Origin of the sequence: Pseudanabaena sp. lw0831 (assembly GCF_016584665.1) — a bacterium.
Lineage (GTDB): Bacteria > Cyanobacteriota > Cyanobacteriia > Pseudanabaenales > Pseudanabaenaceae > Pseudanabaena.
The window spans coordinates 26,160-34,410 of sequence record NZ_BBJB01000032.1 but is presented as its reverse complement, the minus strand read 5'-3'; the positions used below and the strand labels follow the sequence as shown (position 1 = coordinate 34,410).

Sequence of the window (8,251 nt, the reverse complement as noted above, 5' to 3'; positions counted from 1 at the left end):
TGAGCAAGCCAAATTTGGCTTGCTCAGACTTAGATTGCCCAGATTTAAGTTGCCAAAACCAAAGTTATCCTTCAAAAAAATCCATTTTCTATGGTTATGGCTAGCAATCATATTGATCAGCTATAGCTTTATGGGCTATTTTCTCTCGGTATTGTTGACCATCCCAGCCCGCCGAGATTTAGCGATCGCTGGCTTTGTGATCATCGGATTATTGCCAGTTATTTCCGCTTTTGCCGACTATGCTCTGATGAAGTGGAGTTATTTGATCAGTGGTTTTTTGGTTATAGGTGGTTTAGTTTTCTTAGCACGATTGAAGTTTTATCTTATAGTTTTTGCAATTATTTCATGGGTGGGGTTAACCGCGATCGCCTTTGTTGGGGATGCCTTGATTAAACAACGCAAATTATGGATTGCGATCAGTATATTGACAATCCCTTGTTTAATTGGGCTAGGAATTGGCTATCAAGTATGGCGACTAGCTACGCAATGGAGCTAAATCAAAAAAAGCGAGCTTAGCTCGCTTTTTTAAGATTACTCTTCTGTTTCAGCCTCTTCAGCCATTGGATAGACAAAACCATCATTTTTGCCTGAGAGGATGGACTTACCTAAAGAAATAGCTTTTTGAGCATGAACTGCGGCTTTCCGCTTCCATACTGCTTTGCGGCTATCTCGCTTAGATTTAGAAGTTTTCTTCTTGGGTACTGCCATGACGTGATCCCTATATTAAATGTGATTATTTTCTAGTTAGAAAATTTTTGACAACCTTCCTATCATAAGCGAAATAATGGATGTTGCGATCATAATTTTCTGCTAAACCCATAAAGTAAAGGCAATTCATGAATTGCCCTTACTTTATGGGTTTAAGATTAAGCTAGCCGCCTATTTATGCCACGCTGCAAAAACATGCCCGAAGCCAGATTTTCCTTCGCCGAACATTATCATGAACGGACTAAGTATGCGCCTGCCACCCTTGCTAGCAAGAGTCAGGGGCTAGATTGGAGTACCCAGCCATCGCCCTACAAGGATTATAAAATCGGCACTGTTTATGATCTAAAGCCTTATCTCACTGAAGAAATTCAGTCCGATCGCGATGGGTTACTAGTGAGTCGTTGGCGGCGGCTATCGCGGTTGCTATTTTGCAGCTATGGATTGACAGCCCGCGTGCCGACAGTAACAGGTGAGGCTTTTTACTTGAGATCGGCTCCTTCTGCTGGTGGGTTATATCCAGCAGAGTTGTATCTGATTTCAGCAGGGACACCGCTTTTGTCTGCAGGGATCTATAACTATCAAGTCCGCACCCATAGCTTGATCCATTTTTGGCAAGACAATAATGTTTGGGCTGGTTTGCAACAGGCTTGTTTTGGTCATCCTGCCTTACAAAATACCCGCATGGCGATCGCTATTACCGCAGTATTTCACCGATCAGCATGGCGCTATCAAGATCGGGCTTATCGCCGAATTTTTCTGGATACGGGACATTTGCTGGGAAATATTGAACTTGCTAGCTCGATTGAGGATTATCAATCATCATTAATTGGCGGCTTTGCCGATGCAGCCGTAAATGAACTGTTGTTCTTGGATAAAGAGGTTGAAGGGGCGATCGCGATCGTGCCAATCCTCGACCTGCAAGATGAAGAGCGCATTGGGCGAGGTCAGGAATCGAGAGAACCAATGCAGCGATCTCTCAATATTTCTAGAGGAATTATGACAGCCCTGCCATCAGCAACTGTCATCAGTTATCCCAAACTCCCCGATGGTCAGCTTTTAGAATATCTACACCAATCCACTCAAATTTCTGAACAGCCAAATATGCAGAAGCTATGGGAACAGTTGGATGACAAAAATCCAGATAATGTCGAACCATCTCCAGAGCAAGATCTCGATAAATACAACTTTCCATTCTGTACAAAAGTCAGTACGACAACAGAAAGCATTCACTGGGGCGATGATCTGGAAATGCTAGAGAATACAATCTTGCAACGGCGATCGACCCGTGAATATAGCGGCGCAAAGTTAGAACTTGCCGAACTCAAAGCAATTCTTGACTTTACCTATCAGCCGCAACACTATACCGATCAGGGTATTGATGGTAATCCTGACTATTTCGATCTCAGTCTCATTGAAACTTTTGTAGCAGTAACAGGTGTAGCTGGCTTGGAGGAAGGATGCTATTACTATGCTCCCAAATCACAGGAGCTACGCCAAATCCGCTTTAAAAACTTCCGTGATGAATTACATTATCTCTGCCTTGGTCAAGACCTTGGACGCGATGCAGGAGCCGTCATTTTCCACACCGCCGATCTTCAAAAAGCTGTAGTCAAATATGGCGATCGCGCTTATCGTTATTTACATATGGATGCGGGACATTTAGGGCAACGCTTGAATCTTGCTGCGATCGGCTTAGGTGTTGGCGTAAGTGGCATTGCAGGTTTCTTTGACGATCTAGTCAATGAGGTTCTCGGTATTCCCAGTGATGAAGCGGTTCTATATATAACTACTTTAGGACGACCCCGTTAGTTGAATATAAGCCCAAAACCGCAAAAGCATTGGCTCACGATGCTTCTAAGCCAATGCTTTTACGGTTTTGGGCTTTTAATCCTCAATTGACTACTGAGCTATACTTAGCCCAAGCAACAAAAAGTTAACTCAACGAAAGTGAATAGACTTGTGAAGCAATCCGAAGCCAAAACATTTCAGCCTCAGACAAAAATATTCAATCAACTATTCCAGCCAGCAGGTGCATGGATAAGCATCTTAGCTTTTTGTCTTTTAACGGTTTTAATGATTGCCCTTGGAGGATTTGGCTCAAGAATCCTTAATTTTTTGTTTCCTTTGGGAGCATTGATCGTTGGTTGGCTACTGTACTTTCGTTATCCTATCCTTTATAACGGATTTGTGTGGTGGCTATTTTTTATCACTCCATTTATACGTCGAATTAGCGACTGGAGGATAGGTGCATTTACTGATCCAAAAAGCAGCTATATTATGCTAGCTCCATTTATAGCATGTATAATTTGCGCCCATACAATCCATCTCAAGCTATTTAAAACCCGAGATAAATATTCTTCGATCTTTATTTTGGCTATCAGTGCTGTTCTTTACAGCTATTTCATTGGCATGGTTTACCGTGGCTTCTTACCGTCAACCATTTCTCTATTGGAATGGATTGCTCCTTTACTGTTTGGTTATCATCTGGCAATCAATTGGCAACGATATCCCATGTACGCCGAGAATATAAAGCGAGTTTTCCTGTGGGGAGGACTAGTTATGGGAGTATATGGAGTCTATCAGTTTATGATTGCTCCTGAATGGGATCGGCTATGGATGATTGGTTCGGGAATGACTAGTAGTGGTGGTAGCCCAGTTCCTTTTGGGATGAGGATTTGGAGTACGATGAACTCTCAAGGTCCCTTTGCAGACTACATAGTAACATGTCTATTAATATTGCTCAGTAGCCGAGGTGCGTTAGTGATACCTGCGGCAGGTTTTACCGCATTTAGCCTATTGCTGACCCTAGTACGAGTTGCTTGGATTGGATGGATATTAGCAATGCTATCTTTATTGACTTCTCTAACTCCAAAGCAAAAGTTTAGGTTGCTAGCTGCTGTGGTGATTATGGCAATAATTTTGATTCCATTAATCAATATGGAACCATTCTCAACTGTAATTTTTAGTCGGTTAGAAACACTAACTAACTTACAAAATGATGGCAGTGGTCAAGCTCGTCAGGGTACATATGCAGCTATCTTAGAAAATATTACAACTAATTTTCTGGGTGATGGTCTTGGCGCTCTTGAGGGAGATAGCGCACTTATTGTAATCGTTAACTTAGGATGGATAGGGGGGATACCCTACGTGGGAAGCCTCATTTTTGGCACTCTTTTAGTGTTAATGGAACCTAACAAGAATGATGATTTAATGATTCCTGTTATTCGGGGCATATTGATTAAATCTTTTATATTTTTGCTGTCTAGCATAACCATTAAAGGGGCGCATGGAATGCTGATGTGGGGATTTTTGGGACTAGGTTTAGCGGGAATACATTATTATCGAGATTATCATTTACACCAATTTTTGATGCTAAAGTCTAGGGATAAGCTACCGATTAGTTAGTTCTTCCTATGAAAATATGTATTATTACTTCTAATGTAAAAAAAGGTGATGGTCAAGCAAGAGTTAATTATGAAATCGTGAATCAAGCGATCGCCAGAAATCATCAAATCACCCTAGTAGTTAGACATGTGGCTACTGAGATCGCCCAAAACAAACTAGTTAGCTGTGTTTATTTTGCTGTAGAAAAGATCCCAACTGAGTTAATGCGTGGTTTTAAGTTTACTCGTAATAGCGATCGCTGGCTCCAAAAAAATGAACATGAATATGATTTAATCATCTCCTGTGGAGCTGTAACTTCGAGAGCGACAGATATTAATGTTGTACATTTTGTGCATAGTGCTTGGCTAAACTCTCCATTTCATACGTTACGGATGAATAGAAATTTATATGGTGTTTATCAGTGGATGTACACCGCCCTCAATGCCTATTGGGAGAAATTTGCTTTTCAAAAAACAAAGATGCTAATTGCAGTATCAGAAACAATTAAAAATGAACTAATAGGCATTGGAATTGACGAAGCTAAAATTCAGGTTATTGCCAATGGGGTCGATGTTGATGAGTTTTTCCCGACTTCTCCTGCTTATCAAAACCGTCAACGATTTGGACTACCCGAAAAAGTCGATCTAGCACTGTTTGTCGGTGAATTTAGAACAAATCGCAAAAATTTAGACACGGTACTGAAGGCTTTAGTGAATGTTCCTAGCTTACATTTAGCTGTAGTGGGAAGTATTGAAAAAAGTTCTTATCCACAATTAGCTAAGCAGATGGGCTTAGCAGAACGGGTGCATTTTTTAGGTTACCGCTCTGATATTGCCAAAATCATGCAGGCTGTTGATTTTTTTGTGTTTCCATCGCGCTATGAGCCGTTTGGAATGGTGGTGAGCGAAGCTATGGCATCTGGTCTGCCTGTAATTACTACAGCGGTTTCAGGTGTTGCAGCTATCATCACTCCAGAATGTGGGATAGTTTTACCTGATTCGGAAGATGTTTTAGCCTTGACAAATGCGCTGATTACTTTAACTACTAATTTTGATCTCAGGATGCAAATGGGCAAGGCAGCGAGGGCGATCGCCGAACAGCATAGTTGGATAAGTAAGGCTAAAACTTATCTCGATCTATTTGAAAGATTTGCTAACCCCAAGGTTTAAGATAGATATGCCTTGATATCATCTAAAAGTCCATCAACACTTTGTTATGAAAAATAGAGTGCAAAACCAATTTTTTTAGCATGGTTTTGCCAAGTTACAAAAATTGGTTCTGTATTAAATCGCAGAATCCTAGAGAGCAAATAGTAAGAGCAAAGCCAATGTCAAAAGTCCCCAAAGTTTTGTGTCTGAATACTGGTGGAGAGGGTAGCCTTGATTCGAGGCGATCGCGAAGTCTTGGCTCGAAATTGCAAGCCGAGGTTACCTATCATGATTTAAATTTGAAGGTCGGTAAAATTGCTGCTAGTCGAGAAATTTGGCAGATAGTTTCTTCATCTAAATGGGATTTGATCTACCAAGAAGGTTCAGGTATTGCTGGCGGCATAAATCTAATCAGGGCGGCAAAATCTTGGCAACAGCCTTATGTCATATCTACTGGCGATCCGATAGGGGGCTTCTTTCGAGTAACGAAAGGATTGGTGATCGGTAATATGATGGAAATATATGAGCGATCGCTTTATAAGAATTGTACGGCTTTTTTAGGCTGGACTCCCTATCTGACAGGAGCCGCAATCAAGCTAGGCGCAAAGCGAGCACTTACCATCGAAGGGGGAGCAGATTTCAATCTATTTCAGCCCAAATCTATTGCTGAACGCCTTAGCTTCCGACAAAAGTATGGTATTCCTGAGAATCATTTAGTTTGTGGTGTAGTAGGTAGTTTGCTGTGGAATAATCGCCAATCATACAGCTATGGATACGAATTGATTGAGGCTTTGAAATTAGTACAACGTTCTGATATTACAGTTTTAATTGTTGGAGATGGAAGTGCTAAAGAGCGTCTTCAGTCTTTGGTTCCCGAATCTTTGCGATCGCGGGTCATATTTACAGGAAGATTGCTTCCAATAGAAGTTGTGGAGGCGATGAATGTCATGAATGTTGGTTTTGTGACGCAAACCCTTGATGAATTAGGAAGCTTTCGGTTGACCACAAAACTTCCTGAATATTTAGCTTGTGGTGTACCTGTTGCCATGAGTCCTATTCCTGGGTTTTATGATTATGCATCTGCCGCAGGCTGGGCTTTGCCTGCGTATCATCCTGCAAGTAAGGAGTTTCATGTCCGTTGTGCGCGATGGCTAGACAATTTACAATGGCAAGATATTGAGAGCAAGGCAAAAATTGCTCCTGAGATTGCTAAGACATATTTTGACTATGATGCGATCAGTGATCGATTTGCTAATTTTGTGCATGAGCTATTGGAGATTAAAGGAAACTAAAAACAATGAAGATCTCTGTGATTGTCCCGACTTATCAGCGTCCGTTAGACTTAACTCGTTGCTTGACAGCGCTCAAACAGCAAATTCACCTTATGGATGAACTTTGGGTGATTGTTCGTGATACTGATCGTGAAACTTGGCAGTTTTTAGAAACTTTTGATCGTGGAATTTTGCCTTTGCATACTGCAACAGTAACCGCTGTGGGAGTAATTGCCGCGATGAATATTGGTCTTGAGTCAGCCACAGGTGACATTGTTGCCTTTACCGATGATGATGCTGCGCCGCATCCTGACTGGTTGAAGAGAATAGAAGCCTACTATTTGGCAGATGAGAAAGTTGGTGGAGTTGGTGGGCGTGATTGGGTGTATCTCGGTACGAAATTAGAAGAGGCTTGTCAGCCTGTGGTTGGCAAATTGCAGTGGTTTGGACGCATGACAGGCAATCATCATATTGGCATCGGCGAAGGTCGCGAAGTGGATATGCTCAAGGGCGTAAATATGAGTTTTCGGCGTAAGGCGATCGCTGATTTACGCTTCGATCAAAGAATGCGGGGATCGGGCGCACAGGTACATTTTGAGGTGGGCTTCTCTTTGGCTTTAAAGAAACAGGGATGGAAATTAATTTACGATCCGCAAATTGCGGTGGATCACTTTCCTGCTCAGCGTTTTGATGAGGATCAGCGCAATTCTTTTAATATTCAAGCTTCGATCAATGAAGTGCATAATGAGACGGTGGCGATATTGGGCTATTTTTCGCCTTTACGGAGATTGGTGTTTGTGATTTGGGCGATCGCGATCGGGACATCAGACGCTTTTGGTCTATTACAGTGGCTGAGATTTTTGCCAAAAGATGAGGATTTGGCGCGACAAAAGTTATGGGCTTGTTGGCGTGGGCGCTGGCAAGGCTGGCAAACTTACAGTGCAAAGCTCTCAAACAAACCCCAGTAAATTTTTTCAAAGTGTTGCGAAGCAGCACTTTGAAAAAATTTACTGGTTCGGGTTTGTATGAGAGCTTTGCGCTCTAATCCTAGAAAGAACGAAAATATGGATACCCTTTGGGTACTCCTAATTCCTTTTCTAGTTCAAAGTTAATAATCCCCCAGCGTGGCTCTTGTTCTTCTGGGGGGCTAAATTCTACGGTTAAGCCGTACAAACTTTGGGCGTTAGAAACTATGGACGTATTTTCCAGATAAGGATCAACTAGCCCAATGTAGCGATGTGCAATAGTCACCTTGATTGCTCGATAACCTTGGGTATAAAGACGATCTATACTTTCATGAATTTCAAAACGAATACCATCAGGATGGGTATGTTGTCGATACCATTCATCGTCCCATAGTCGCCATTGGCGATCGGATTGGAGATGCACTAAATCTTTGCAATTTGGCTGAACTTCAAAGGCTCCATGTCTGGGACAAAGATATGTGTCAGTCAAAATTAGAGCCGAAATAATTTGACGACAATGAGGACATTTAATTTCAGAACCAAAAATCGGATATTGCTGCACCGAGGTGACTGTCCTCATGACTTATAAAAATATAGCAGATTCTTATGGTCGATCTTAACATGCTCATACTATTGTCGTTGCCAATTGGATCATGTCATAAAATCCAAAAGATGAGAGGCGGCGCTTTGCTCCGCCCCTCGTCTTTTGGTCTAGAGTCAGATGGCGATGCCCATGTAGCTTTACTGAAATCTAAAAGATAGAATGCGCTGCTAA

Annotated in this window: 8 protein-coding genes; 6 read left to right on the top strand and 2 right to left on the bottom strand. The window is 41.9% G+C overall.

Features of this window, described 5'->3' with window-relative positions:
• On the top strand, positions 1-496 hold a 496-nt coding region (locus APA_RS06365; protein WP_236579425.1), incomplete at its 5' end, for a hypothetical protein.
• Between the two features lie 35 nt (positions 497-531).
• On the opposite strand, the gene rpmF is transcribed toward APA_RS06365, so the two are convergent.
• Positions 532-708 carry a 50S ribosomal protein L32 gene (rpmF, locus tag APA_RS06360; protein WP_103668198.1) on the bottom strand — a complete coding sequence of 59 codons (177 nt, stop codon included), beginning with the start codon at positions 706-708 and terminating at the stop codon, positions 532-534.
• A 195-nt stretch (positions 709-903) separates the two neighbouring features.
• On the opposite strand from rpmF, the gene APA_RS06355 reads away from it, so the two are divergent.
• The 5 genes from APA_RS06355 (at position 904) to APA_RS06335 (ending at position 7,479) form a co-directional block, all read left to right on the top strand.
• Positions 904-2,517, top strand: coding sequence for a SagB/ThcOx family dehydrogenase (locus APA_RS06355; protein WP_201321469.1), 1,614 nt, complete (start codon positions 904-906; stop codon positions 2,515-2,517).
• A 138-nt stretch (positions 2,518-2,655) separates the two neighbouring features.
• Positions 2,656-4,113, top strand: a complete 1,458-nt coding sequence (locus APA_RS06350) for a hypothetical protein (RefSeq protein ID WP_201321465.1) — start codon at positions 2,656-2,658, stop codon at positions 4,111-4,113.
• Between the two features lie 8 nt (positions 4,114-4,121).
• A complete protein-coding gene (locus APA_RS06345; protein ID WP_201321464.1) occupies positions 4,122-5,261 on the top strand; it encodes a glycosyltransferase family 4 protein in 1,140 nt (379 codons plus the stop codon).
• A gap of 158 nt (positions 5,262-5,419) precedes the next feature.
• A complete protein-coding gene (locus tag APA_RS06340) occupies positions 5,420-6,532 on the top strand; it encodes a glycosyltransferase (RefSeq protein ID WP_201321463.1) in 1,113 nt (370 codons plus the stop codon).
• A 5-nt stretch (positions 6,533-6,537) separates the two neighbouring features.
• Positions 6,538-7,479 (top strand): glycosyltransferase family 2 protein, encoded by a 942-nt coding sequence (locus APA_RS06335; protein ID WP_201321462.1) that lies wholly within the window; start codon positions 6,538-6,540, stop codon positions 7,477-7,479.
• 79 nt (positions 7,480-7,558) lie between these two features.
• On the opposite strand, the gene APA_RS06330 is transcribed toward APA_RS06335, so the two are convergent.
• Positions 7,559-8,056, bottom strand: coding sequence for a TIGR02652 family protein (locus tag APA_RS06330; protein ID WP_201321461.1), 498 nt, complete (start codon positions 8,054-8,056; stop codon positions 7,559-7,561).
• Between the last annotated feature and the right edge of the window lie 195 nt (positions 8,057-8,251).